This is a genomic window from Paraburkholderia sp. GAS82, from assembly GCF_050436285.1.
GTDB lineage: Bacteria > Pseudomonadota > Gammaproteobacteria > Burkholderiales > Burkholderiaceae > Paraburkholderia > Paraburkholderia phenazinium_B.
Genome location: NZ_JBNDLX010000008.1, coordinates 67,298 through 89,458, shown reverse-complemented (window position 1 = coordinate 89,458; position 22,161 = coordinate 67,298). Strand labels below are relative to the sequence as shown.

Below are 22,161 nucleotides of genomic sequence, written 5' to 3'. Positions count from 1 at the left end.
TTGCCATGTAATTCACACACGCGTGCAGACCGGCGTCAAACCTGAACCTGATACGGAGGCGAATATGAGCACTACCCCCTCGCCCCCTGTCACGGAAGTGGAGAACGAAGTCCACGAGGGCGACTCACCGGCCTCGGCACGCAAGTACATCGACGCGGTCCTCGAACAATCGTTTCGCCATCTGTTCGGGCCGACCGCCACGCCGGAGCAGCCGCGCCGGCATGACGTCGTTTCGATCGCCAAGCTGACCTCTGCCTTGTCCGGCTATCTGTCGCCGGAAGAGATCAAGGACATCAAGGCGGCGTTCCACTTCAGCGACGAAGCCCACCTCGGGCAGTATCGCCAGAGCGGCGAGCCCTACATCACGCACCCGGTTGCTGTCGCGGAGATCTGCGCCAGCTGGAAGCTCGATGCCCAGTCGATCATGGCGGCGCTGCTGCATGACGTGATGGAAGACCAGGGCGTGACCAAAGCCGAACTCGCCGAGCGTTTCGGCGCCAAGGTCGCGGAACTGGTCGACGGCTTGTCGAAGCTCGACAAAATGGAGTTTCGTAATCGCGAGGAAGCGCAGGCGGAGAATTTCCGCAAGATGCTGCTCGCGATGGCGCGCGATGTGCGCGTGATTCTGGTGAAGCTGGCCGACCGGCTGCACAACATGCGCACCCTCGGCGCGGTGCCGCCGGAAAAGCGCCGCCGCGTGGCGCGCGAAACGCTGGATATCTACGCGCCAATCGCCCACCGGCTTGGCCTGAACAATACCTATCGCGAGCTGCAGGACCTGAGCTTCGCGAACTTCAACCCGCATCGTTACGCCACGCTCGAAAAAGCCGTCAAGGCGGCGCGCGGCAACCGGCGGGAAGTGGTCGGCAAGATTCTGGAGTCGGTGCAGCGCGCCATTGCGGACGCGAAGCTCGACGCCGAAGTCACCGGCCGCGAAAAAACCATCTTCAGCATCTACAAGAAGATGCGCGACAAGCAGTTGTCGTTCTCGCAAGTGCTGGACGTGTACGGCTTCCGCGTGGTGGTCGAGAGCGCGCTGGAGTGCTACACCTGCATCGGCGCGCTGCATGCGCTCTACAAGCCGGTGCCGGGCAAGTTCAAGGACTACATCGCCATTCCGAAGGTGAACGGCTACCAGTCGCTGCATACCACCCTGGTTGGCCCGTTCGGTGCGCCGATCGAGTTCCAGGTGCGTACGCGCAAGATGCACGAGATCGCCGAAGCGGGCGTCGCCGCGCACTGGCTGTACAAGAACGGCGGTGCAGATCTGAACGACGTGCAGAAGCGCGCGCATCAGTGGCTCAAGTCGCTGCTCGATATCCAGAGCGAAGCGGGCGATTCGAGCGAATTCCTCGAGCATGTGAAGATCGATCTGTTCCCGGATGCGGTCTACGTGTTTACGCCGAAGTCGCGGATCATGGCGCTGCCGCGCGGCGCGACCGCGCTCGATTTCGCCTATTCGATCCACAGCGACCTGGGCAACCAGTGCGTCGCGGTGAAGATCAACAATGAACTGCTGCCATTACGCACTGAGTTGAAGAGCGGCGATATCGTCGAGGTGATCACGGCGCCGTATTCAAAGCCGAATCCGGCGTGGCTCGGGTTTGTGCGCAGTGGCAAGGCGCGCTCGGCTATCCGTCACTATCTGAAGACGATGCGTCTGAACGAGTCGGTGCAACTGGGCGAGCGGCTCGTCGATCAGGCGTTGAAGGGCTACGACCTCGCGCTTTCCGAGGTCACACCGGAAGCCTGGGAAAAGCTCGTGCAGTGGACCGGCAACAAGAGCCGTCAGGAAATTTTCGCGGATATCGGCCTTGGCCGGCGCGTGGCGGCGGTCATGGCCAAGCGCATCGAGGTGCTGATGAACGGGCACGATGCCGACGACGACAGCCCGCGCTCTGAGTCCGGCCACACGTCGCATGCGCCGCCGGTGGTGATCACGGGTACCGAAGGTATGTCCGTGCAGCTATCGGCCTGCTGCCGGCCGATTCCGGGCGACGACATCATGGGTTATATCGGCATCGGCCTCGGCATGGCTATTCACACCACCGACTGCCGGGTCGCCCAGCGCATTCACCGGCGCGATCCGGGCCGTTGGATCGACGTGGCTTGGGCGCCGCAGCCAGGCCGTCTGTTCGACGTGGCGGTGAAGGTGCTCGTCAAGAACACCAAGGGCGTGTTCGCCCGCGTGGCGGCGGATATCACGTCCGCAGACGCCAACATCGTCCACATTGCGATGGACGAAGACCTGTCGCAGGAATCCACGGTCTTGCGCTTCGTGATTCAGGTCAGCGACCGGGTGCATCTGGCCAACGTCATGCGCCGGGTTCGCACGAATCCGGACGTCATGCGCATCGCACGCGAACGGCCTAGCGAAGAAGGGCATCACCGCCACGATGGCGGGATGCGAATCGATCGCGAACGCGCCGATTATTGACGGCTTCTCCCGCTGCAATTCTGCAGCGCCGGTCTGAACACTCGGGCCAGATTCGGGTCTCACTCTGTTCTTGAGGGAGAGCGCAATGAACGTAGCTGACCTGAGCGGCATGGACCTCGACTATTGGGTCGCCCGCAGCCTGCACGACTTCGTGCGTGAAATCCACTTTACCGATGGCGGACAGACCGTCTCGATTCGCGGCGAGGAGCGCGGACGTCCATGGGACGGCCGGTTCACGCCCTCCACGTCATGGGAGGCGGCTGCGACCGTACTGGAGCGGACGCAGCGGCTCGAGGTGCGGGAGCACGTGAATCGTCAGCAGGCGCATTGCGTCGCGGACTTCGAAGGCGGCCACAGGACGGCGGAGGGGCGGGGCGACTCATTGCGCGTGGCGGTGCTGCGGGCGTTTGTGACCAGCCGGTTCGGCGATACCGTGGAAGATGTCTTGCAGCAGTCGCAGGCGCTCGACGGCCTCAAGGCGGAACTCATCAGCGAGGTAACGGCGGGTATGTCGCCCGAAGATATTCCGACGCCTGACGGGCAGATCGGCGACATTCAATCAGCGCCGCGGTGAAACGCGAGTTGGGCAGGACAGGGGAGATTGTCACCACTGTTGTCCATCGTGCCAACCTGTGTGAGCGGCCTTAAGGCGCCGGTCCGCGCATGGATGCGAGTGTCACGATGGATGCGGCGTATTTCGATGCCGCTAATCCATCACCGCAAAAACAAAGGGCCTTCCGTATGGAAGGCCCTTCATGAGTGGTGCGGCTGGCAGGATTCGAACCCACGACCCCTTGGTTCGTAGCCAAGTACTCTATCCAACTGAGCTACAGCCGCACGGCAAACTGGATACAACGAAAAACCGGGTGAAACAAAAGGGCCTCCCCGGAGGGAGGCCCTCGAAATAAGTGGTGCGGCTGGCAGGATTCGAACCCACGACCCCTTGGTTCGTAGCCAAGTACTCTATCCAACTGAGCTACAGCCGCACGCAGAAACGAGATTATAGCAAAGGTATCAAAAAAGGGAAGCGTGAAACGGCGATTTGTCTGGTTGCCCTGATCGTGTAACCTTGATGGGCAGGGTTTGCTGCAGTCTATGGAAGATCATGAACAAGGCCTTTGTTAAAGAATCGAGCGAAGAGAGTGACGACGATCTCGACGCCGCGCAACTTGCGATCCCAGCCGGTGCGAAAAACTACATCACCCCCGCCGGTTACCGGCGGCTGCGCGATGAGCTGCTGCATCTGATCGACGAGGAGCGTCCGGAGGTCGTGAAACTGGTCTCGTGGGCGGCCTCGAACGGCGACCGCTCCGAAAACGGCGATTACATCTACGGAAAGCGGCGTTTGCGCGAAATCGACCGGCGCATCCGGTTTCTGACCAAACGCCTTGATCTGGCGGAGATTGTGGATAGCAGCAAGCAGGAAAACATCGACCAGGTGTTTTTCGGTGCGACCGTCGACTATGCGACCGGGGATGGCGAGGTGCACACGGTGACGATCGTCGGTGTCGACGAGGTCGATCTGGACCACGGACGGGTGAGCTGGATTTCGCCCGTGGCGCGGGCGCTGGTGAAGGCCAGGATCGGCGATCAGGTGACGTTGCACACTCCCGCGGGCCCAGAGCCGATCGATATCATCGACGTGGCGTACCCACCGCCGGATGAAGGCGGTTAATCGCTGGGCCAGGCGGTGCGGGCACGTACTACCTTCAAGTCACAGGTGACAAAAAAAGGCGCCGCAAGCGGCGCCTTTCAGTACTTCTACTACCGGATGCTTTAGAAGCGGGTACGCAGACCTGCCGTCACAGCAACCTGGTTGTTGTTGCCCGAAGCGGTCAGACCATTGATGTCTGCGTTCAGGCCCGAGCCGTCCTGGCTCACGTGTTGATATTCGCCTTGCAGGTACACGTCGGTACGCTTCGACAGGGAGTACGAAGCTTGCGCGTTGACCTGGTTCCACTTCGGATTCGCGCCGTCGATGCTCGATTGCGTGAACGTGTAGCCAGCAGCCAGGCTCAGAGCCGGCGTCAGCTGGTAACGGCCGTTCACTTCGAAGTTCTGGAAGTGACCGCTGGTCGCGCCGAGCGGAACCGTTGCCGACGTACCTGCCGAACCCGCAGCGATGCCGGCGAAGTCGTTCAGGTTGGTTTGCGTGTACACGAAGGCTGCCGTTGCCGGGCCGAATGCGTAGCTGATGCCAGCACCGAACGTACGCTGACGACCTGCCAGCAGCGTGTTGTCGCCGTCGACTGCGCCGGCGGTGTTCGTGATTGCGCCGAGAGCACCAACGTTGTTATTCAGTTGCAGGTACGCAGCTGCAACATTCAGGCCGCCGTAGTTATACGAACCGCCCACGCTGTAAGCACGGTTGTTCGAGAACTCGCCAGCTGCGTTCGAGAAGCCATACAGGCCGCCGAACTTGAAGCCGCCGTAGTTCGCGCTCTGGAACTTGACCGAGTTGTCGACGCGGAACGAGTTGTCGAGGTTGTCGTTGTCGAACGGGTGAGCCGTGAACGTGCCACCGTATTGCGTGCCCGTCAGTGCCAGCGGTCCGAGATAGTCCACAACGCTGTCATATTGACGGCCAAGGGTCACGGCGCCGAACTGGTCGCTTGCCAGACCAACGAATGCCTGGCGGCCGAACAGACGACCGTCCTGGCGGAGCGTGCCGTTCATGACGTTAAAGCCGTTTTCCAACGTGAAGATTGCCTTCAGACCGCCACCGAGGTCTTCAGAGCCGCGCAGGCCCCAACGGCTCGTGTTGACCGCGCCGTCCGTTGCTTGCCAGTTGGAATGACCATTCTGGTTGTTCGTGTAGGTGATGCCTGCATCGATCAAACCGTACAGCGTAACGCTGCTTTGCGCGTGCGCTGCAGTAGCAAAAACGCCCGTGAGGGCCGCGACCATGAGTGTCTTTTTCATCTTTGTAAACTCCGAGAACAGGATGGGTTTTGGAAACCCAGGCTTCGAGGAAACGTCACGCGTACGCTGCGAGAGGCGATGGTCTGCGTGAGTGCGCACGATGCAAGCGGCGCGCTTGTTTCCGGACAGGCAGAGTGTAAGGACGTGGTCGCCCAGCGGACCTTCCGATTTGCGCAATAAAGTATTACTTGACGCGCAATTATTGGCGATGTTTGTCAAAGCCTTATTGGAAAAGGCTTTGCGTGGATACAACGGGTGGGGAGAGGGTGTGTCAACAGTCGTGCGTTGTTCAATTGCTACACCAAATGATGCGCAAAAACAACGCGAAAAGAATGAAAATCAAGATTGTTGCGGGACGAGCAATACATGATTGTCCATCGCACCGGCAATGTTTCGAAGCGCGAGCTGTATACTGGCCTTTCTGCTTTTCGAAGCGGACTTTTTCGTTGACGAAAAAGATCTCCAAACCTTTGTCGGCGCGACTTCCCAGTCGCGCTTTTTTTTGCCTATGTTTTCCGTGAGCCGGTCCTAGCGGATATCGGTAGCGAGGACGCCCGGCAGAGATTCGAAATCAGTAACCACGCTCCAGTCTTCCATTACGTAATGGCGGGCATCCATTGGGGAAGACAACAGGTTTTGCCAGTGATCGCCATGCCACATGGGATCAAAGTCGAAGGCCGACTCTGCCGGCTGTCTGGCCCTGTCCGCGGGCGCCTTGTGGAGCGAGCGGCTCACCCAGGCGGTAAAGCGATGGAGTTCGTTCAGCAGCATGACTATCTCCTTTACATACTTCCAAGACCATCATGAGGCGACCGGTTTACTGGAACAACCCGGACAAACACTTACGAAAGACATACTCTGTTACAAATCCCGGGAAAAATTCCCTCTTTATGCGGGGAGGGGAGTTATCAAGTAAAACTGACGTGCTGGATATTCGGTTGTTACTTAATATGCGCGCGTTCGTTGCATCCAGTCAGGTGTCGTTTCGTTATTGTTTCAGCTTATAAGCCTCTATTAAAAATTTTCTTGACGGCTGATCTTTCTTCCCCGTATAACGGCAATGCTGAATTTTCGATTAGAAGACGTGATGGCATATCGCTACCACGTACCTCGATAAGGTCGTATCGTAATCGGCGTGAGGGCATTGCCCGTCTTAATCAAATCTAGAGGGAAATTGGAATATGGAAACTGGTATCGTAAAATGGTTCAACGATGCTAAGGGCTTTGGCTTCATCACATCGGACTCGGGTGGCGACGATCTGTTCGCGCACTTCTCGGAAATTCGCGCCGAAGGTTTCAAATCGCTCAAGGAAAACCAGCGGGTTTCCTTCGAAGTGAAGACGGGCCCGAAGGGTAAGCAGGCAGCGAACATCCAGCCGCTGTAAGCCGTGCGGGCCACGCCAACCGCGCGGCCGCAACACTGCATCGTAGAGCAGGAAAGCCCTCGCATTGCCGGGGGCTTTTTTATTGGTGATGTTTGATACGGGTTTATTCCTATTTTAATTCCTGCTCGGGCGTATCTCGGTGACTGCAGAGGGCTTAAGGCAGTATGTGCGTGGCCGATATTGCCCCTGAGTGAAGCGCATGCGTTCCGTTGCGTCGATTTACCCAGGGTTTTCGAGTATAAAAATGGCCGGCCTTTCCGTGTTCGAGTCATAAAAACATAATGTTGCCACGACGTCCAGATTCGCTAAAGACTGCCACCGCACCGCGTACCGCTCCCTCAGCCCCGCATTAAAGCGGCCAGACCGCGCGCATGCCGGTGCGCCAACTGATGCATACTTGCAGCAAGCCACGTATCGAACCCTATCCTTGCCCATGTCAGAACAGTTTTTGCAGAATCCCGCGATCGATTTGCCGATAGCGTTTGTCGACCTTGAGACCACAGGCGGATCGACCGGGGAACATCGCATCACCGAAGTGGGCGTCGTCGAAGTAGGTCCATTGGGCGTGTCCCGCTGGAGCACGCTGGTCGATCCGCAGCAAAGCATTCCGCCCTTTATCCAGCAACTCACGGGTATCACCGATGCGATGGTGCGCGGCGCTCCCACCTTCGATTCAATTGCTCCCGCCCTGTTCGCGCGCCTCGAGGGAAAGCTGTTTATTGCCCACAACGCGAGTTTCGATCGTGGCTTCCTGCGCAGCGAGTTTCGCCGCGCGGGACTGGCGTTCAATCCGGATGTACTGTGCACCGTGCGTCTGTCGCGCGCACTCTTTCCGGCAGAAAAGCGCCACGGACTCGACGCGCTCGTCGAGCGGCACGCACTGGTACCGTCCGACCGGCACCGTGCGCTGGCCGATGCCGACCTCCTGTGGCAGTTCTGGCAGCGCCTGCATGGGCTGGTCCCGCTCGAGGTGTTGCGCACGCAGATCGACCGCACGTTGCGACGTTACCGGCTGGCGGGCGAAATCACGGAAGACCTGCTCGATACGGCGCCGGCCGGTTGCGGCGTCTATGTGTTCTACGGAGAGGACGATGTGCCGCTCTATGTCGGCCGCAGCGTGCGGGTCCGGCAACGCTTGCGCTCGCATCTGAGCGGCGAGCGCCGCTCGTCGAAGGACATGCGGCTCGCGCAGCAGGTGCGGCGCGTCGAGTGGCTGGCGACCGGCGGCGAGTTGGGGGCGATGCTGGCGGAGGCTCAATGGATCGCGACGCTGCGTCCGGGACAGAACCGCGTGCCGCGGGTCGCGAAAAGCGACCCTGTCGATGCGCCGTGGCCGTTCGACGGACCTATCGTTTTCGAGGAGCGCGACGCGGAGTTGCAAGCCCGCGCCTTTCACGTGGTCGACCGCTGGCGCTACGTCGGTCACGCCCCCTCGCTCGCCCAGGCGGCAAGCCTGCATGCGTCGAGCGTCGCGGGTTCGTTTGAACTTTCGACTTACCGGATCCTGCAGTCGCATCTCGCGCGCGGCCTGCGGGTCATGCCGCTTGGGTTGCCCATCGCGGCAAGTGCAGCGAGCGTCGCCTAGCCCGTCGCGCCAACCCCGCCGGATTCACACACGTGACCGAGCGCGTGGGTGAGTGCGCCCGAGCGGGCGGAGTCATAGCGGGTCAATGAGTTCCAGTTCGCAATACCCTGCGCCACGCGCGACGGGCAGTCTTGGGCCGTACGTAGCGTCTGCACACGTGCGAGCCCGGCGATCATCGACTTGGTCAACCGGTCGAGCTGGGGCCGGGTGCTGGTCGCGAGGTCGGGAGGAGCCCCCTCAGGCGGGCGCGTGCTGCGCCAGGTGGCGAACAGGGCGTTCTGCACTTCCTTGCTGGCGTCAATCTGATCCTGGAAGAATGCTCGTGCAAACTCAGGGTCGACCTGCGCGGCGGCCGCCCGCTTGGCGACATCGTCGAGTAAAGCGGCTTCGCGCGGTGCATCGGTGATGGCCTGATGGTTTGCCCACTTCCAGCGCGCGACAGGCTCAGCAAGAGCCAGTCGTTGAGATACGAGCGAAATCAGATTGGTCAGGGCGGTGTCGTCGCTGTCTGCATGAGCGAGGCGCGGCGATAGAGTCGATGCGGCGCACAGCGCGAGCGCACACAGTACACCGCTACGATACAAACGATTCATGAGAGGGCGACCGGGCAGTCGAGGGAGAAAAGCCTGAAGAATAAACGATGCGGCGGTAAAGCGACGGGTATAAAGCGGGAGACGTGCGCGAACATGGCGCTGAACTGATTGATCCGGCGCGTACCAATGAGTCAATACAACCTGCTGCGGCCCGCAAAATGTGCGCACGTGCGCTCGCCGGTCACGCACGGTGTGCGTGTCCCCGATGCTGCAGCGCGCCAGCTCACTCTTACTTCGGCTCGCACGACTTGCGTTGTTCGTCGAAGAACGCGCGAACATGCTCAGGCAGTTCGGCGCCCAGGAACTCAACGCCAGCAGGTTCCGGATCCGGACTGAAGACTTTATCCGGGGTCGGAATCTTGGGCGGTTTGGCATCCATGATTTTTCTCCTGTACCAACTGATTATCTGCCGCGGTCCCCAATCTGCACTAGTGCTGCAAAGCGTTAACACTGTTTTTCAACGCTTGTCTGTTGCTTTAACGGCACAGCATCACTTTGCTTGAACTCGTTTGAATAAAATTTAAGGCCTGCTCTGCATTTTTACGAACGGTCGCGCTTATTTGAATCTGCCGCCCTGCACGGCCTTGTACCGCCTGCCACTGCTCGCTGGCGACGACGTCGCCCTGCTATGTTCGAGCTTTCTCATTGCTGCATTGCAGCGCCTGCGTGTGTCGTCGTTTTTCGCGTATTTCCGACCGGGCCCTTTAGCGTTACGTAGCCTTTACCGCAGAAGCGGCGTAAAGGTGTCTGTCACACTGAATGGTTATCGAGGCCTTTAAGCAATCAGATTCGCTGCAGTGCACATACACCAGGAAACGTCGCCGCTTGTTTCAACCATCCCTCATTTTTTGTTAACGACGGGTTACGTGATTTCGTTGACGTCTTTGACGTTCTTTTACGTATGCATATGAAATGACGAAAGCACACCGCGTCCCTTTGGAGGCGGTGTGCATGGGTCAGACGTGAAGTCGTGCAATGGGCAATGCCCGGGTGTACGCGACCCGCTCAAGCTGTGCGACGTGAATGACCTTCCTGCTGGCCCGTTGTGTGAGCGAAAGCGGGGCGGATAGACGGAGAGTTTCCGTCGCCCTCTACGTCAGCGGCAGACGTGCACTCGATGGTGGTGATGCCAGACCCAATGACAATGATGGTGATGGTCATAGTCAGCGAACGCCGGCATTGCCGCGCATAGCGTTGTCACTGCAACGAGGATTGTCGCGCCGATCTTCTTCATAGATACATCTCCCGAGAGTTAGAGACGAAAGCATAGCAGTTTGTGTGCCTTAAACGTCCGCGCCATCCGTCGCGTGGCGCACATCTTGTGTTTCGCCGAAGCGTCCGGGGTGAAGCAGTTTGAGCAGCATGTTTTGACACGCGCTCACGATTGTCAGATTTGCGAGAAAAGTGATTTCGAAACTTAGGTATTTACCCTGGGTTTATCGACTCTTAGACTGTATTCACCTGCTGCACACAAACCTGTTTGCGGCGCTGTGTAAAACAAATTCTGGAGGTTTAATCATGAACTCGATCATCAAGGCTGTTGCCATCGCTGTCGTTCTTTCCGCTCCGGTCGCTTCATTCGCTCAATCGAACCAACCTGTGACCCGTGCAGAGGTGCGCAGTCAACTGGTTCAACTTGAAAAGGCCGGCTATAACCCAGCGTCGGCTGACAATGCCACTTACCCGGCTGACCTGCAGGCTGCAGAGGCGCGCGTTGCTGCAGAGAATGGTTCGACGAGCGGTGTTGGTGGTGTGGTTAGCGGTTCGTCGGAATCGGGCGCTGCTGCAGTCTCGACATTCACAGGCCAACGCTCGATTTACGCGGGTCACTAAATCACTGTAGTGACGTTGTTCTGGGGTCTGGGCCGGACGGTGACGTCTGCCCACCCCAGCAGGTTTCGTCGGAAATGGTTCGTAAAACGTGTAAGTGACATCGAAACCTAAAGCGAGGTTGTGCGTCCTACACTGAAGTTGCCTCTAGCGAGAGGTGCTTTCATGGACATATCTCCCTTGTCAAACCCGCCGTTGCACCGGTGGGTTTTTTTGTATCCTGTGACGTCGTGCTGTGGGTCTTGGCAATCGTGGCTGTAGTGAATGACTCAGCGGCGCACGACACTTCCGCCAAACGTATTTCCACCGGGCGAACCTGCGCTGAACGAGCCCGAGCCGGATGTACTCGCGTCGAATGCGCCTGAGTTGACGCTGGTGCCATTGGCATCGATTGAATCCGGATTCGGCAAGCCCCGGGCAGCTCGGCGAGCATAGACGCCGCGCGGATCGGCTGCGACCTTTTTGTAGGTATCCTCATGATCCCAGCGCGGCGTACTGCCGTAGACATAGCCCTGATTCACCTGCACCAGCACGCCGATTGAAGGATTGCAGCCGAGGCCGACGGCGATGGTTTCGTTCGTAAATGCGCCCATGTTGCTGACGCCCATTCCGACCGCTCCTCCCACATGCACTGTGTCGCACTGATTCGCCGCAAACACGACTGTGTCGCTCGGGATCGCAACGTCGACGAGCTCGGTTCCGCCGACTAGCACGGTCACGAGCTTGCCCGCAGCCAAGGTCCCGTTCTGAACCTGGCCCGTCTTGACAAAGTCGACCTGGAGCGCGAAGCCGGTTAAGTGTTTCGCGTCTTGCGGCAGCGAGACTTTGTAAGGGGCCAGGCGCGGGCCGTCGTCTATGCCGGCAAAATTTCCGCCGCTGGCGGTGATACGCATGCCGACGCCAGCGATGTTGGTGCTATATACGCCCGCGTAATCGGCCACAGGAGCCGGCGCCATCGACAACTGGGCCTCGCGCGTGTTCGATGCCCCACTGCAGACAAACGGAATATCTTGTGGCGCCGCGACGCGCACCGACCCGATCGTCGCACCTACTGGCAGGCTTGGCGAGACAGCGATATTCGTCGAAGGAAGCGAGAGATCCAGCGGTTGACTGGCGCTGCTGGAAACGCAATTCGCATGCGCGGATTGGGCGCCACCTAAGGAGATCGCGCCGAGGACCGGCAGGGATAGAAAAAATCGAAAACAAAGCCGGATGTCTGCTCGCATCTCTCTCACCTGGTAGCCGCCCGAGTTCTATTCTGAGGCGATTGTACGGATCTGAAATGCGGTCGACGACGCCGGCTTCTTACTGAATCTGACAGCCGTGCGGGATGGGGAAGCTACCCGAGTGTCACTTTCGCGTCCTCGCCGAGAGGCGTCTCATCGCTATAATTGAGGCTTTCCCTATACAACCCCATGCAAATAGGCGGCCTTTCTTTGGCATCTGGCGCTGCCCTCGTCATCGCCATAGCGTTCGCGGTTGCAGCCTGTTTGGTCCGCTTCGGCTTCTTCAAGTCCGTGGTAGAGGGGGAAATCTCCGCCAACAGATTTCATGCGATCGACGGCCTGCGCGGTTATCTGGCATTGGGCGTTTTGTTGCACCACGTCGTGATTAACGAGCAGTTCTATCGGACGGGAACTTGGGAGTTGACGCCGTCGCGATTAAACACTTTTGTTGGACGCGGTTCCGTCGCCTTCTTCTTCATGATCACAGCGCTCCTTTTCTGGGGGCGAGTTATCGAAGGCGACGGCAGGATCGACACCTTGAAGCTTTATGTGTCTCGTGTCCGTCGTCTCGTGCCGATGTACCTTGCGAGTGCGGGACTTCTCATTGCCACTGCTTTGGCGCTGACACATTTTCGCATTTCAGCGCCGCTTGCCGATCTGGTCTCGCAGATAACGTCCTGGTTGCTATTCACCATACCTGGCATGCCCGACATCAATGGGCTCAAGCAGACCAGTCTGATAAACACGGTCTTTTGGTCGCTCGTATACGAGTGGAGGTTCTATCTGATCCTGCCGTTCGCGGCCGCCATCGCTTCTGTTAGTCGCGCGTGGGCTGTGGCTGTTGGCGCAGGACTGTGCATAGCGCTATTTTCAGCGACCCAGATCGAGTGGTTTTTCATTGGTGGATGCGTCGCGGCCTATTTTGTCCGCGTTAAGGCCGTGCAGGAATTGAGTGTGGGACCAACGGGCTCGTTCGTTGCGCTTGCCTGCATCGCCACTACCGCGCTGTATCAACCGCTCACGTATTCGCCGCTCGCCGCCGCATTGCTCTTTGTTCCTTTTCTTATTTTCGCAGCAGGCAATTCACTATTCGGGTTGCTAACCTGTCGTCCCGCGCGGCTTCTGGGCCTCCTCAGTTACAGCGTCTACCTGCTCCATAACTGGGTGTTGTATCTCGTTTCCCGTATGGTCAACCACTACACGGCGGTCGCGGGCTTGTCGCCCGTACGTTATTGGGCGCTTGCCGTCCCCGTCGTGCTGGCGACCGTCACCTTATCCGCCCTCACATATCGTTTCGTCGAATATCCCTGGATAGGTGGCATAGGGAAGGAAAATCGCCTCCGCCGATGGCGGCGCGTGCATTGAACAGATATTGTCCCAGCGCGAATCAACGACCACGCGAATTTCGACCGGTCAGTTCAATTGTCTATGGGGTAAGGTTGGGCCTGCGTGGCTTGTGCTGGTTGACTGAATCTGGCTGCATGGCGGTTACGTGCGCCCCAGAAAGCAAAAAGCCCAGTCGCAATGACTGGGCTAAGTGCTTGAATCTGTTGGTGCCGGAAAGAGGAATCGAACCCCCGACCTTCGCATTACGAATGCGCTGCTCTACCGTCTGAGCTATTCCGGCATCAGGAGAAACGAGATTATAGGGACTTTATTGACGCCTTGGCAAGCCCCCGGGTTCAACTTTTTGTTTCGAGATGGTAGCGGGTTACGCGGTCTACCTCGTTCTTCGAGCCGAGGAACACGGCCACCCGTTCGTGCAGGCTTTTCGGAACAATATCCAGAATGCGCTTCTCGCCGTTGGTTGCGGCGCCGCCTGCCTGTTCGACGATGAACGCCATCGGATTGGCCTCGTACATCAGGCGCAGCTTGCCTGGCTTGTCCGGGGAGCGCTTGTCCGCCGGGTACATGAAGATGCCGCCGCGATTCAGGATACGGTGCACATCGGCGACCATCGATGCGATCCAGCGCATATTGAAGTCTTCCTGACGCGAGCCGTCCTTGCCGGCCTTCAGTTCATCGATGTACTGATGGACAGCCGGGTACCAGTGGCGCTCGTTCGACGCGTTGATCGCGTATTCGCGCGTTTCGACCGGAATGGTCATGTCGCTTTGCGTGAGTACCCACGAACCCAGCTCGCGGTCGAGCGTGAAGCAGTTCACGCCGTTGCCGGTGGTCAGCACCAGCACGGTTTGCGGACCGTAGACGGCGTAGCCGGCGGCGACCTGCTGCGTGCCTGGTTGCAGGAACGACTGTTCAGTCGGCTGCTGGCCGTCCGGGCAGCGCAACACCGAGAAGATAGTGCCGATCGACACGTTCACGTCGATGTTCGACGAGCCATCCAGCGGATCGAACACCAGCAGATATTCGCCTTTCGGATAGTTGGCCGGAATCGGCGAGAACTTCTCCATTTCTTCGGACGCCATGCCGGCCAGATTGCCGCCCCATTCGTTCGCTTCCAGCAGGATTTCGTTCGACAGAATGTCGAGATTTTTCTGCACCTCGCCCTGGACGTTCTCGCTGCCGGCGGTGCCGAGCGCGTCGCCCAGCGCGCCCTTGCTGACGTGGTAGCTGATCGCCTTGCAAGCCCTTGCGACGACTTCGATCAGCAGGCGCAGATCTGCCGGCAGGTTGTTGGTTTCGCGCTGCTGCTCGATCAGATACTTCGTGAGAGTGGTACGACGTTGCAAAGCCATTGCAGTACTCCGGTAAGGCGAAGGAATCCCGTGATTTTACCCGCTCGCTGTGTCTTTCCTGTGCCACAGAAAAATTTGAGGCGGAATGCGCGTGCTGCACCAGCACACACCACCGCCGTAGCAGGCGCCCAACCCGTCCGGAAAGGCGACGGAGTGCTGGCGTCGACCTCGAATCTCAGGCTTTGCGCGCTGCCTTCACCGCGGCAACGTTGCTGACCATGCTTGCCGCGTGGCTGACCGCGCGTGCGTGGCCACGCGGCATACCCGGCAGTTTCGGCCTCCGTGCGCGGGCGAGCGGTTCGATCTCGTTGGCGATCTGCTCGCCGGCTGCCTCAGTGGCGATGCGCAGGTCGTAGGCGATTTGCAGATTGAGCCAGAACTGCGCGCTTGCGCCGAAATAACGGCCAAGCCGCAGCGCGGTATCTGCCGAGATTGCGCGCTTGCCGAGCACCACGTCGTTGATGCGCGGCGTAGGCACACGCAGCGCTTTTGCCAAAGCGTTGACCGACATGCCGAGCGGATCGAGAAACTCGATGCGCAGGATCTCGCCCGGATGGACGGGCGCAATTTGCTCGCCAGTTTCGATGTCCGAAAAGTCGGTGCTTTCCAGCTCGGAGCGTTTGATGACCATGCTGGTCTCCCAATCAATCAGTGATAATCGACGACCTCGACATTCAGCGCCTCGCCATCCACGAAGTGGAAGCAGATGCGCCACTGCGCGTTGATGCGGATGCTCCATTGCCCGCTACGTAGCCCTTGCAGCGCCTCCAGCCGATTGCCGGGCGGCGTGTACAGGTCTTCAACCGAAACCGCGGCGTCGATCATGAGCAGCTTGCGATGCGCGGCGGACTGAATTTGCGTGGGTAACGAACGGACGAAGCCGCCTCTAAATAACAGTGCTGTAGCCTTGTTGCCGAATGTCGTAATCATAGGGATGATATAACGCCTCACGTTAAACGTAAACCGTTAAATGAACGGGTTTACTTTCACCCCGGCGGCCCAACAAAAACAGTCGTCCGAATGGCCAACGCCTGTGTAGGACCGACTCCTACGGACTTTGCGGACGAAAAAAAGCCGGCCACATGTGCCGGCTTTCTCCTGCCTGAAAGTACCCAGGCAGATCAGGCGAGCGCCTTCTCAACGATCTCGCGCACGTCGCGCGATTTCACCTGTGCCGCTACTTTCTCCAGGGCTGCGCGCATGCCGTCGCGCAACTTCGGCGTGAAGCGACGCCACAGTTCGAGCGAGCGGGCGAGGCGCGCGGCGACCTGCGGATTCAGCGCGTCGAGCGCGATGACCTGCTCGGCCCAGAACGCGTAACCCGACCCGTCTTCGGCGTGGAACTGTGCCGGGTTGGCCGCGCAGAAACTGAAAATCAGCGAGCGGGCGCGGTTCGGATTTTTCAACGTGAACGCCGGATGAGTCATCAGCCTGCGCACGATCTCGATCACCGGACGTTGTGCGTTGCCGCGCTGGGTGGCCTGCAGGGCGAACCACTTGTCGATGACAAGCGGTTCCTTCTCGAAGCGGCGATAGAAGTCGTCGAGCGCTTCCTGCGCCTGCGTGCCGCCGCCGGCCGCTGCAGCGTTGAGCAACGCGGACAGCGCGGCTGAGCGATCGGTCATGTTATTTGCAGCGGCATACTGCGCCGAGGCGAGGCGCACGGCTTCGGCCGGATCGTCCAGTTCGGCGAGATAGGACAGCGCAAGATTCTTCAACGCACGATGTCCGCTTGCCTTCGGCGTGGCTTCGTACTCGCCCGGCGTATGGTGCTGTTCGTACACCGCGAGCCATTCGTTCCTGAGCGCCGTGGCGAGGCGCTTGCGTACGAACTGGCGGGCAGCATGCACTGCAGCCGGATTCGACTCGGACATCTGCTCGGCCAGATACGCTTCGGATGGCAGAATCAGCGCCAGCTCACGGAACGCCGGCGAGAGCGATTCGTCGGTCAGCACGCGTGCAAATGCGGCGACGATCGAATCGTCCAGCTGCAACGGCGCGCCGGTCGCGGCACGCCCGGCTAGTGCGAGCAACTCGCGCGTCGCCAGCCGCTGACCGGCTTCCCAGCGGTTGAAAGGGTCGCTGTCGTGGGCGAGCAGGAAGGCGAGTTCGTCGGCCTTATAGTCGTATTCGACGATCACCGGTGCCGAGAAATTGCGCAGCAGCGAAGGCAGCGGCTTTTCGGCGACATCGACGAACGTGAAGGTCTGCTCGCTCTCGGTAAATTCGAGGACACGCGTAGTGCCCGGCGCCGCGCTCGCTTCGCCCTCAAGCCGCAGCGGCAGATCCGCACCGTCCTTGCCGATCAGGCCGATCGCAAACGGGATCAGCAGCGCACCCTTTTGCGTCTCGCGGGCGGCCGGCGCAGCGTCGCCGTAGCCTTGCGTGAGTGTCACGCGGTAGGCGCGAGCCGCAGCGTCGTACGCAGTCTTGACAGCCACGCGCGGCGTGCCGGCCTGGCTATACCAGCGTTCGAACTGGGCAAGGTCGCGTCCGTTCGCGTCCGCCATCGCATGACGGAAGTCGTCGCAGGTCACGGCCTGGCCGTCGTGGCGCTTGAAGTACAGGTCCATGCCCTTGCGGAAGCCATCGCGGCCGAACAGCGTCTGATACATCCGCACGACTTCCGAGCCCTTCTCGTACACCGTCATCGTGTAGAAGTTGTTGATCTCGACGTAGCTTTCCGGGCGTACCGGATGCGCCATCGGACCCGCGTCTTCGGCGAACTGCATCTGGCGCAGCACGCGCACGTCTTCGATGCGCTTGGTGGCGCGCGCGGCTTCGTCGTGACCGTTGTGACCGCCCGCCATGTCGGCCGAGAACTCCTGGTCGCGGAACACCGTCAGGCCTTCCTTCAGGCTCAACTGGAACCAGTCGCGGCAGGTCACGCGGTTGCCGGTCCAGTTGTGGAAGTACTCGTGGCCCACCACCGCTTCGATGTTGGCGAAGTCGGTATCGCTCGCGGTTTCCGGGTTCGCCAGCACGTACTTCGTGTTGAAGATGTTGAGCCCTTTGTTCTCCATCGCGCCCATGTTGAAGTCGCTCACGGCGACGATCATGAAGCGGTCCAGGTCGAGTTCCAGCCCGAAGCGCTCTTCGTCCCAGCGGATCGAATGGATCAGCGAATCCATGGCGTGACGGGTCTTGTCCAGGTCGTGCGGTTCGACCCACACCTGCAGCAGTTTCTCTGCGCCGGAGCCGCTCTTCACGCGTTCTTCGATGCACACCAGCTTGCCTGCTACCAGTGCGAACAGGTAGCAGGGTTTGCGGAACGGATCTTCCCAGCGGGCGAAATGGCGGCCGTCGGGCAGATCGCCTTCCTCGAGCAGATTGCCGTTCGACAGCAGCACCGGATACGCGGCCTTGTCAGCGCGCAGCGTGACAGTGTAAGTCGCCATCACGTCCGGCCGGTCGAGGAAATAGGTAATGCCGTGAAAGCCCTCTGCCTCGCACTGGGTAAAGAAGTTGCCGCTGGACACGTACAGGCCCGAGAGCGTAGTGTTTTCAACGGGTTTGCAGATGCTCGTGATCGTCAGTTCGAAGCTGTCCGGTACGTTCTCGACGGTCAGCCCGTGTTCCGCCGGACGCACCGCGGTATATGGCGCGCCGTCGATGGCCGCGCTGACGAACTCGAGTCGTTCGCCGATCAGTTCGAGATGTGTCGCGTGCGCGGCGTCCGGATTGCGGCGCAGGCGCATCGTATTTTTGACGACTGTGCGTTCGGGCACGAGATCGAACTCAAGTGCCACGGTATCGATCAGGAAGGCGGGCGGCGCGTAGTCGGCGCGACGGATCACAGGGGGCGTTGCGGTATCAGCCATGGCGGTTTGTAAGAATAAGATATTGAGCCGGCGGCGCATCCAGTACGCACCGGTATGTCAGCCATTGTACAAAGAAAGCTCGGGCCGCTCTGCGGGTCGAACTTTTTGTCTCGGGGCCAGGTCAGCGTATGATCGGGCCGCCGCGCTTGCGTGCGGCGATTACTCGTAAGGATGAGGATGACCATGAAATCAGACCGTTGGACCGGGCGCGTCATGCTGATGCTGGTGGCGCTGACGGCACTGCTCTCTGGCTGCACCAGTTACGTGACCACCCAGGTGACAGCGTTCTCCGACTGGAGCGGCAGCGACGCGAGCCGTACTTATGCGTTCACGCGTGGCCCCGCGCAGCAGAACAGCCTGGAACAGCAGACCTACGAGGTGCTGGTGGCCAATGAGCTGGCCGTGCGCGCGTTCAGGCAGGTCGACGCACAGCAGGCTCATTATCTGGTTGGCCTCTCGTACGGCACCAAGAGCCAGGCCGTCAGCGTGACCGAGCCGGTGTTTTACAGCAGCCCGTGGCCGGGACCTTACTGGGGCCGTCCGATCGACCCGTGGGGTCCGTTCGGAGCGTTTCCTCCCGCCTATGTGACTTCCACTTACCCCGTGTTTACACATACGCTCGGCGTCCGCATCACGGACCGCGCGACTGGCAAGGAGGTCTACAACGTACTGGCGCGCAACGCGGGCGACGAGGCGTCGCTGGTGCGTGCCATGCCGTATCTGGCGCGTAGTGCGCTGGCGGATTTCCCGTTGAGCAATGGCGCGGTGCGCACGGTCAAGTTGCCGGTCGACAAGAATGCTGGGATGTCGAACGAGGCGGCCGGTGCGCCGGCGCCGGGTTCGCCGGTTGCGGCTCCGACGGTCGTGCAGTAAGAGCACGCAGCGAGCAGGAAGCTTGTTGGCCATCGGCTAGCAAGCCGCGACAGACGCGCAAGCAAAACGGCCCGGCAGGGTGAACCTGCCGGGCCGTTTTGCGTCGTAACGTTCGAAACTCGCGGCGCTAACTACCTGGCTTGCAGACTGTGGTGGCTCAGAACGCTAACGTCCGCGAGCCGCGAGCCGCGAGCCGCGAGCCGCGAGCCACGAGCCGAGCGCGTCGAGCCAGGCTTACGCAGCGATCTTCGCCTTGCGCGCCGTATGTTGCCGCGGCGCTTCGCGTTGATGCACGCGCTTGCCGGCAGCGTAGGTTTCAAAGATCGCGCGGTCGTCGCCGAGCAGCGCGAAGGCGAACAGCAGTTCTTCGAGCGACTCGGTGCGCCCGGTGCGGCGCGCCAGCAGCGGCGTCGCCTGCGGATCGAGCACGATGAAATCCGCTTCCGACTTCGGCGCCAGCGTGCCGACCTTGTCCGCCAGGTCAAGCGCTTCGGCGGCACCTGCCGTGGCGAGCCAGAACATCCGCGTGGCGGTCAGATGATGGCCGGTGAGACGCGCCACCTTGTGCGCTTCGTTCATCGTCTGCAGCATCGAGAACGACGTGCCGCCGCCGACGTCGGTCGCGAGTGCGACCGGCATGCCGGCTTCGGCGGCCTTGTCGAAGTCGAACAGACCGCTGCCGAGGAACAGGTTCGAGGTCGGGCAATGCGAAGCGACCGTGCCAGTCTGCGCCATCCGCTTACGGTCTTCCGCGTCGAGGTGGATGCAGTGGCCATACACGGCACGGCGGCGCAGCAGGCCGTAGTGATCGTAAATGTCCAGATAGCTGCGATGGCCGGGGAACAGATCGGCGACCCATTTCACCTCGTCGGTGTTTTCGGCGACGTGGCTCTGGATGAAAATATCCGCATGCTCGCGCGCGAGCACACCGCACGCTTCGAGTTGGGCCTCAGTCGAGGTCGGTGCGAAGCGCGGCGTCAGCGCATACATCTGGCGGCCACGGTTATGCCAGCGGCTAATCAACTCGGCGCTGTCGTCGTAGCCCGACTGCGCGGTGTCACGCAGGAACTCGGGGCAGTTGCGATCCATCAGCACCTTGCCAGCCACCATGCGCAGGTTGCGGGCCTCGCTCTCGGTGAAAAGCGCATCCGCAGATTCCTTATGCACCGTGCAATACACGAGCGCCGTGGTCGTGCCGCAGGCGAGCAGTTCTTCGACGAAGAAACTGGCCGTGTCCTGAGCGTAGGCCGGATCCGCGAAGCGGCGCTCGGTCGGGAAGGTATAGGTATCGAGCCACGGCAGAAGGCCGGGCGCGGGCGAGGCGATCATGTCCGTCTGCGGATAGTGAATGTGCGTGTCGATAAAGCCAGGCACGATAAGCTTGTCGCGCATGTCCTGCACCTGCGTGCCGGGGGCGAGCTGGGACGACAGCGCTGCATACGCGCCCGCTGCGACGACGTGGCCGTCTTCCACGATCAGCAGGCCGTCTTCGTTGAAGACCGCTGCGTTGGACGATTGCGCAGGGTCGCCGTTGAAGGTCAGCAGTTGCGCGCGGAATGCGGTTTGGGCCGCTTGAGCCGAGTGATTCATGGGGAAAGCCGTCTCCGTTGTATGGAATATGAAGCGATAAATTGGCGGTAAATGACGCCGCAAACAAAGCGGAAGAGGCGAGTCGCAGGTGCGGCGCGCTCGCGCCGCTTCTCCTGCTGTTCGCGCTCCAGACCGCGCTGGTCAGTCCGCGTCAGCGGCGTGCCAGTGCGCGTCGAGTTTCGCGATCAACGCATCGCGTTCCGCGGGCGCGACGAACGCCGCCTCGAAGCTGTTGCGGATGATCGTGTAGACCTCGGCATCGGTGAGCTTGAGCGCCTCGATGGTGGCGAGGTAGTTCGCATTGACGTAGCCGCCGAAGTAAGCCGGATCGTCGGAATTCACGGTGACGGCGACGCCCTTGTCGAGCAGCGCCTTCAGCGTGTGTTTGGTCAGATCGTCGAACACGCACAGCTTGAGGTTCGACAGCGGGCACACCGTCAGTGCGACGCGCGTGTCGGCCAGCCGCGTGACGAGCGCCGGGTCTTCGATGCTGCGCACGCCATGGTCGACGCGGTCCACCTTGAGCAGATCCAGCGCTTCATAGATATACGACGGCGGCCCTTCCTCGCCTGCATGCGCTACGAGCTTCAGACCCTTGGCCCGCGCCTTCGCAAACACACGCTCGAACTTCGACGGCGGATGGCCGCGCTCGGACGAATCGAGACCGACGCCGATCAGCCGATGCTTGTACTGGTCAAACAACGGCAACGCTTCGTCGAAGGTGGCAAGCGCGTCTTCCTCGGAGAGGTGGCGCAGGAAACACAGGATCAGCTTGCTCGTGAGGCCGCGCTTCTCCGCGTCGGCGAGCGCACGCTCGATGCCGGCCACGACGGTGGCGATCGACACGCCCCGTTCGGTGTGCGTCTGCGGGTCGAAGAAAATCTCGGTGTGGATGACGTTGTCGGCGAGCGAGCGCTCGACGTAGGCCATCGTCATGTCGTAGAAATCCTGCTCGTGCAGCAGTACGCTCGCACCGGCGTAGTAGATGTCGAGGAACGATTGCAGATCGGTAAACGCATACGCTTTGCGCAATGCTTCGATCGAATCGTAGGCGAGCGTCACGCCGTTGCGTTCGGCGAGCTTGAAAATCAGCTCGGGTTCCAGTGAGCCTTCGATATGTATATGCAGTTCGGCCTTCGGCGCGGCGGCCACTTTGTCGGCGAGAGTGAGAGCGGTGGGCGTATTCATACTGGTTTCTTT

At 60.4% G+C, this 22,161-nt stretch carries 20 protein-coding genes and 3 tRNA genes; 9 read left to right on the top strand and 14 right to left on the bottom strand.

What is annotated here, in order from left to right:
• Nucleotides 1-64 precede the first annotated feature (64 nt).
• Both P3T17_RS24400 and P3T17_RS24395 read left to right on the top strand, forming a co-directional pair.
• Nucleotides 65-2,437 carry a RelA/SpoT family protein gene (locus tag P3T17_RS24400; RefSeq protein WP_074263671.1) on the top strand — a complete coding sequence of 791 codons (2,373 nt, stop codon included), beginning with the start codon at nucleotides 65-67 and terminating at the stop codon, nucleotides 2,435-2,437.
• A gap of 85 nt (nucleotides 2,438-2,522) precedes the next feature.
• Nucleotides 2,523-3,011 (top strand): phage protein NinX family protein, encoded by a 489-nt coding sequence (locus P3T17_RS24395; protein ID WP_429409191.1) that lies wholly within the window; start codon nucleotides 2,523-2,525, stop codon nucleotides 3,009-3,011.
• 186 nt (nucleotides 3,012-3,197) lie between these two features.
• Here P3T17_RS24395 and P3T17_RS24390 read toward each other — a convergent pair.
• Nucleotides 3,198-3,274, bottom strand: a tRNA-Arg gene (locus P3T17_RS24390).
• A 72-nt stretch (nucleotides 3,275-3,346) separates the two neighbouring features.
• Nucleotides 3,347-3,423 (bottom strand) — tRNA-Arg (locus tag P3T17_RS24385).
• Nucleotides 3,424-3,542: 119 nt separating this feature from the next.
• Here P3T17_RS24385 and greB point away from each other — a divergent pair.
• On the top strand, nucleotides 3,543-4,112 hold the full coding sequence (greB, locus tag P3T17_RS24380) for a transcription elongation factor GreB (protein WP_429409190.1): 570 nt from the start codon (nucleotides 3,543-3,545) through the stop codon (nucleotides 4,110-4,112).
• Nucleotides 4,113-4,213: 101 nt separating this feature from the next.
• Here greB and P3T17_RS24375 read toward each other — a convergent pair whose 3' ends face one another.
• On the bottom strand, nucleotides 4,214-5,359 hold the full coding sequence (locus tag P3T17_RS24375; protein ID WP_429286938.1) for a porin: 1,146 nt from the start codon (nucleotides 5,357-5,359) through the stop codon (nucleotides 4,214-4,216).
• Nucleotides 5,360-5,528: 169 nt separating this feature from the next.
• Between P3T17_RS24375 and P3T17_RS24370 the strand changes: the two genes are divergently transcribed.
• On the top strand, nucleotides 5,529-5,729 hold the full coding sequence (locus tag P3T17_RS24370; RefSeq protein WP_429409189.1) for a hypothetical protein: 201 nt from the start codon (nucleotides 5,529-5,531) through the stop codon (nucleotides 5,727-5,729).
• Between the two features lie 158 nt (nucleotides 5,730-5,887).
• On the opposite strand, the gene P3T17_RS24365 is transcribed toward P3T17_RS24370, so the two are convergent.
• Entirely contained in the window at nucleotides 5,888-6,130 is a 243-nt protein-coding gene (locus P3T17_RS24365; RefSeq protein WP_429409188.1) for a hypothetical protein, read from the bottom strand.
• A gap of 410 nt (nucleotides 6,131-6,540) precedes the next feature.
• Between P3T17_RS24365 and P3T17_RS24360 the strand changes: the two genes are divergently transcribed.
• Nucleotides 6,541-6,744, top strand: a complete 204-nt coding sequence (locus P3T17_RS24360) for a cold-shock protein (protein ID WP_074263676.1) — start codon at nucleotides 6,541-6,543, stop codon at nucleotides 6,742-6,744.
• 433 nt (nucleotides 6,745-7,177) lie between these two features.
• Entirely contained in the window at nucleotides 7,178-8,329 is a 1,152-nt protein-coding gene (locus tag P3T17_RS24355) for an exonuclease domain-containing protein (RefSeq protein ID WP_429286939.1), read from the top strand.
• Here P3T17_RS24355 and P3T17_RS24350 read toward each other — a convergent pair.
• The gene (locus P3T17_RS24350; protein ID WP_074263678.1) at nucleotides 8,326-8,922 is read right to left on the bottom strand and encodes a chorismate mutase; all 597 of its coding nucleotides are present in this window, start codon (nucleotides 8,920-8,922) and stop codon (nucleotides 8,326-8,328) included. The genes P3T17_RS24355 and P3T17_RS24350 overlap by 4 nt on opposite strands.
• 229 nt (nucleotides 8,923-9,151) lie before the next feature.
• The gene (locus tag P3T17_RS24345) at nucleotides 9,152-9,301 is read right to left on the bottom strand and encodes a hypothetical protein (protein WP_166660758.1); all 150 of its coding nucleotides are present in this window, start codon (nucleotides 9,299-9,301) and stop codon (nucleotides 9,152-9,154) included.
• 1,139 nt (nucleotides 9,302-10,440) lie between these two features.
• Here P3T17_RS24345 and P3T17_RS24340 point away from each other — a divergent pair.
• Nucleotides 10,441-10,755, top strand: a complete 315-nt coding sequence (locus tag P3T17_RS24340) for a DUF4148 domain-containing protein (protein WP_074263679.1) — start codon at nucleotides 10,441-10,443, stop codon at nucleotides 10,753-10,755.
• 266 nt (nucleotides 10,756-11,021) lie between these two features.
• On the opposite strand, the gene P3T17_RS24335 is transcribed toward P3T17_RS24340, so the two are convergent.
• On the bottom strand, nucleotides 11,022-11,978 hold the full coding sequence (locus P3T17_RS24335) for a hypothetical protein (RefSeq protein ID WP_429409187.1): 957 nt from the start codon (nucleotides 11,976-11,978) through the stop codon (nucleotides 11,022-11,024).
• A 210-nt stretch (nucleotides 11,979-12,188) separates the two neighbouring features.
• Here P3T17_RS24335 and P3T17_RS24330 point away from each other — a divergent pair, with 210 nt between their 5' ends.
• Nucleotides 12,189-13,343: an acyltransferase family protein gene (locus P3T17_RS24330; RefSeq protein ID WP_429286942.1), complete on the top strand. Its 1,155-nt coding sequence runs from the start codon at nucleotides 12,189-12,191 to the stop codon at nucleotides 13,341-13,343.
• A 186-nt stretch (nucleotides 13,344-13,529) separates the two neighbouring features.
• Here the strand turns inward: P3T17_RS24330 and P3T17_RS24325 are convergent.
• The 5 genes from P3T17_RS24325 to pepN form a co-directional block, all read right to left on the bottom strand.
• A tRNA-Thr gene (locus tag P3T17_RS24325) sits at nucleotides 13,530-13,605 on the bottom strand.
• 55 nt (nucleotides 13,606-13,660) lie between these two features.
• Nucleotides 13,661-14,677: a class 1 fructose-bisphosphatase gene (locus P3T17_RS24320; protein WP_074263682.1), complete on the bottom strand. Its 1,017-nt coding sequence runs from the start codon at nucleotides 14,675-14,677 to the stop codon at nucleotides 13,661-13,663.
• A 175-nt stretch (nucleotides 14,678-14,852) separates the two neighbouring features.
• Nucleotides 14,853-15,308 carry a HigA family addiction module antitoxin gene (locus P3T17_RS24315; protein WP_429409186.1) on the bottom strand — a complete coding sequence of 152 codons (456 nt, stop codon included), beginning with the start codon at nucleotides 15,306-15,308 and terminating at the stop codon, nucleotides 14,853-14,855.
• Nucleotides 15,309-15,325: 17 nt separating this feature from the next.
• Complete coding sequence (locus P3T17_RS24310; RefSeq protein ID WP_429286944.1) at nucleotides 15,326-15,607, bottom strand: type II toxin-antitoxin system RelE/ParE family toxin; 282 nt, start codon at nucleotides 15,605-15,607, stop codon at nucleotides 15,326-15,328.
• A gap of 191 nt (nucleotides 15,608-15,798) precedes the next feature.
• A complete protein-coding gene (gene pepN, locus P3T17_RS24305; RefSeq protein ID WP_429409185.1) occupies nucleotides 15,799-18,498 on the bottom strand; it encodes an aminopeptidase N in 2,700 nt (899 codons plus the stop codon).
• A gap of 183 nt (nucleotides 18,499-18,681) precedes the next feature.
• Here pepN and P3T17_RS24300 point away from each other — a divergent pair, with 183 nt between their 5' ends.
• Entirely contained in the window at nucleotides 18,682-19,371 is a 690-nt protein-coding gene (locus tag P3T17_RS24300) for a DUF4136 domain-containing protein (protein WP_429286946.1), read from the top strand.
• A 234-nt stretch (nucleotides 19,372-19,605) separates the two neighbouring features.
• On the opposite strand, the gene guaD is transcribed toward P3T17_RS24300, so the two are convergent.
• Both guaD and P3T17_RS24290 read right to left on the bottom strand, forming a co-directional pair.
• The gene (guaD, locus tag P3T17_RS24295; protein WP_429409184.1) at nucleotides 19,606-20,961 is read right to left on the bottom strand and encodes a guanine deaminase; all 1,356 of its coding nucleotides are present in this window, start codon (nucleotides 20,959-20,961) and stop codon (nucleotides 19,606-19,608) included.
• A gap of 141 nt (nucleotides 20,962-21,102) precedes the next feature.
• Nucleotides 21,103-22,149, bottom strand: a complete 1,047-nt coding sequence (locus tag P3T17_RS24290) for an adenosine deaminase (protein ID WP_429409183.1) — start codon at nucleotides 22,147-22,149, stop codon at nucleotides 21,103-21,105.
• Nucleotides 22,150-22,161 lie beyond the last annotated feature (12 nt).

Coding starts and splice junctions, on each gene's coding strand:
- P3T17_RS24400 (WP_074263671.1), top strand. CDS start 65: ATGAGCACTACCCCCTCGCCCCCTGTCACGGAAGTGGAGAACGAAGTC.
- P3T17_RS24395 (WP_429409191.1), top strand. CDS start 2,523: ATGAACGTAGCTGACCTGAGCGGCATGGACCTCGACTATTGGGTCGCC.
- greB (WP_429409190.1), top strand. CDS start 3,543: ATGAACAAGGCCTTTGTTAAAGAATCGAGCGAAGAGAGTGACGACGAT.
- P3T17_RS24375 (WP_429286938.1), bottom strand. CDS start 5,359: ATGAAAAAGACACTCATGGTCGCGGCCCTCACGGGCGTTTTTGCTACT.
- P3T17_RS24365 (WP_429409188.1), bottom strand. CDS start 6,130: ATGCTGCTGAACGAACTCCATCGCTTTACCGCCTGGGTGAGCCGCTCG.
- P3T17_RS24360 (WP_074263676.1), top strand. CDS start 6,541: ATGGAAACTGGTATCGTAAAATGGTTCAACGATGCTAAGGGCTTTGGC.
- P3T17_RS24355 (WP_429286939.1), top strand. CDS start 7,178: ATGTCAGAACAGTTTTTGCAGAATCCCGCGATCGATTTGCCGATAGCG.
- P3T17_RS24350 (WP_074263678.1), bottom strand. CDS start 8,922: ATGAATCGTTTGTATCGTAGCGGTGTACTGTGTGCGCTCGCGCTGTGC.
- P3T17_RS24345 (WP_166660758.1), bottom strand. CDS start 9,301: ATGGATGCCAAACCGCCCAAGATTCCGACCCCGGATAAAGTCTTCAGT.
- P3T17_RS24340 (WP_074263679.1), top strand. CDS start 10,441: ATGAACTCGATCATCAAGGCTGTTGCCATCGCTGTCGTTCTTTCCGCT.
- P3T17_RS24335 (WP_429409187.1), bottom strand. CDS start 11,978: ATGCGAGCAGACATCCGGCTTTGTTTTCGATTTTTTCTATCCCTGCCG.
- P3T17_RS24320 (WP_074263682.1), bottom strand. CDS start 14,677: ATGGCTTTGCAACGTCGTACCACTCTCACGAAGTATCTGATCGAGCAG.
- P3T17_RS24315 (WP_429409186.1), bottom strand. CDS start 15,308: ATGGTCATCAAACGCTCCGAGCTGGAAAGCACCGACTTTTCGGACATC.
- P3T17_RS24310 (WP_429286944.1), bottom strand. CDS start 15,607: ATGATTACGACATTCGGCAACAAGGCTACAGCACTGTTATTTAGAGGC.
- pepN (WP_429409185.1), bottom strand. CDS start 18,498: ATGGCTGATACCGCAACGCCCCCTGTGATCCGTCGCGCCGACTACGCG.
- P3T17_RS24300 (WP_429286946.1), top strand. CDS start 18,682: ATGAAATCAGACCGTTGGACCGGGCGCGTCATGCTGATGCTGGTGGCG.
- guaD (WP_429409184.1), bottom strand. CDS start 20,961: ATGAATCACTCGGCTCAAGCGGCCCAAACCGCATTCCGCGCGCAACTG.
- P3T17_RS24290 (WP_429409183.1), bottom strand. CDS start 22,149: ATGAATACGCCCACCGCTCTCACTCTCGCCGACAAAGTGGCCGCCGCG.